The sequence below is a fragment of the Caballeronia arvi genome (assembly GCF_001544695.2).
Lineage (GTDB): Bacteria > Pseudomonadota > Gammaproteobacteria > Burkholderiales > Burkholderiaceae > Caballeronia > Caballeronia arvi.
Genome location: NZ_FCOM02000247.1, coordinates 1 through 1,224, shown reverse-complemented (window position 1 = coordinate 1,224; position 1,224 = coordinate 1). Strand labels below are relative to the sequence as shown.

3 protein-coding genes are annotated in these 1,224 nt (G+C 61.9%); 2 read left to right on the top strand and 1 reads right to left on the bottom strand.

Annotated features, from left to right (window positions below):
- Positions 1 to 328: 328 nt before the first annotated feature.
- Together AWB74_RS44680 and AWB74_RS44675 are read left to right on the top strand one after the other, a co-directional pair.
- The gene (locus tag AWB74_RS44680) at positions 329 to 604 is read left to right on the top strand and encodes a hypothetical protein (protein WP_061152819.1); all 276 of its coding nucleotides are present in this window, start codon (positions 329 to 331) and stop codon (positions 602 to 604) included.
- Between the two features lie 69 nt (positions 605 to 673).
- Positions 674 to 952: an HU family DNA-binding protein gene (locus AWB74_RS44675; RefSeq protein ID WP_061152818.1), complete on the top strand. Its 279-nt coding sequence runs from the start codon at positions 674 to 676 to the stop codon at positions 950 to 952.
- Positions 953 to 1,037: 85 nt separating this feature from the next.
- Here AWB74_RS44675 and AWB74_RS44670 read toward each other — a convergent pair.
- The coding region (locus AWB74_RS44670) for a hypothetical protein (protein ID WP_061152817.1) at positions 1,038 to 1,224 on the bottom strand (187 nt) is incomplete at its 5' end.

The following is a 1,224-nucleotide window of genomic DNA, read 5'->3' as shown; positions in this document are numbered from 1 at the left end:
CACCGTCGACGCGCTGCAGGAGCAGCAGGGTGATGCCCGCCATCAGACCGGGGTGCTGCAAGGCAAACTGGCCGCGCTCGAAGCGGCACACAAGTCACTTCAAGAGCAGTTGAAGTCGCTGCGCGGAGCCACGCGCTCCCCGCCGCGGCGCGTGCCCCAGGCAGAATCCAGTCCGCCCGTCAGGCGAGCCGCCCGGAAGGCAGTCGTTGGCAAAACGGTAAGAGCGAAAGCTCGCACGTAGATAATGAGCGGATGGCGCCAGCGGGTGGCGCGATCCATGACCGGTTGGTGCACCCTAGACGCGCCGACGGTCAAAAGGAGCGAACAGGTGAGAAGATCAGCAGAGAACAAGTTGAGGGTCGTGGCGGTGCGCATCGACCCGGTCATCGAGCAACGGTTGCGCGTGCTGGCAGAGGCCACGGGGCGCAAGCAATCGTTCTTCCTGCAGCGGATGATCGAGGAAGGCATCGAAGCGATGGAAGAAACCTGGCTGTCGCCGGACACGCTGGCCAAAGTTCGCAATGGTCACTTGCCGGAGTTGCTCGCTGCCTACAGCACGACTTCGGATCTGTTCGACCTGGATGCCACCGATGCCACTTCGTAGAAGCGTTTGTTCGGTGTTTTCGTAGCGGTTCGGTAAGATCGCATTCGTTTTCAATTGAGAGGGGATCCAATGAACAAGCAGGAACTGATCGACGCGGTTGCGTCGGCGTCGGGTACAAGCAAGACCGCAGCAGAAGAGGCGATCAATGCGGTGTTTGAGACGATTTCGAAAACGGTGGCCGCGGGCGACACCGTTCAGCTGATCGGCTTTGGATCGTTCGGAACCGGCGAACGCGCCGCGCGGACCGGTCGGAATCCGCAGACCGGTGAGACGATCGAGATCGCAGCGGCCAAGACGGTGAAGTTCACCGCCGGGAAGAGTTTTAAGGACGCCGTCAACCAGGCGTGAGCGTAGCGACAACCGGGTGGTGCGCGACGGCCGCAGGTGCCCGGCTTGCCGTCGCATCACCCGTTCGACGGTCACGCTCGGTCAGTCAGAAAAGCTGAGTTTCGAGCGGTATGAGGTTCACCCATTTCACCGCGGTGCGGCGCTCTTCTCCGTCCGGATGAATGGAGCGAATCATGACGCGTTGTCCGCGGGCTTCGCCCAGAACTTCCGCGATCCGGTCTTCATAGCGCACCAGGGTGCCGCGCGCCGGCTTGCGTTTGAGTTTCGTGCGA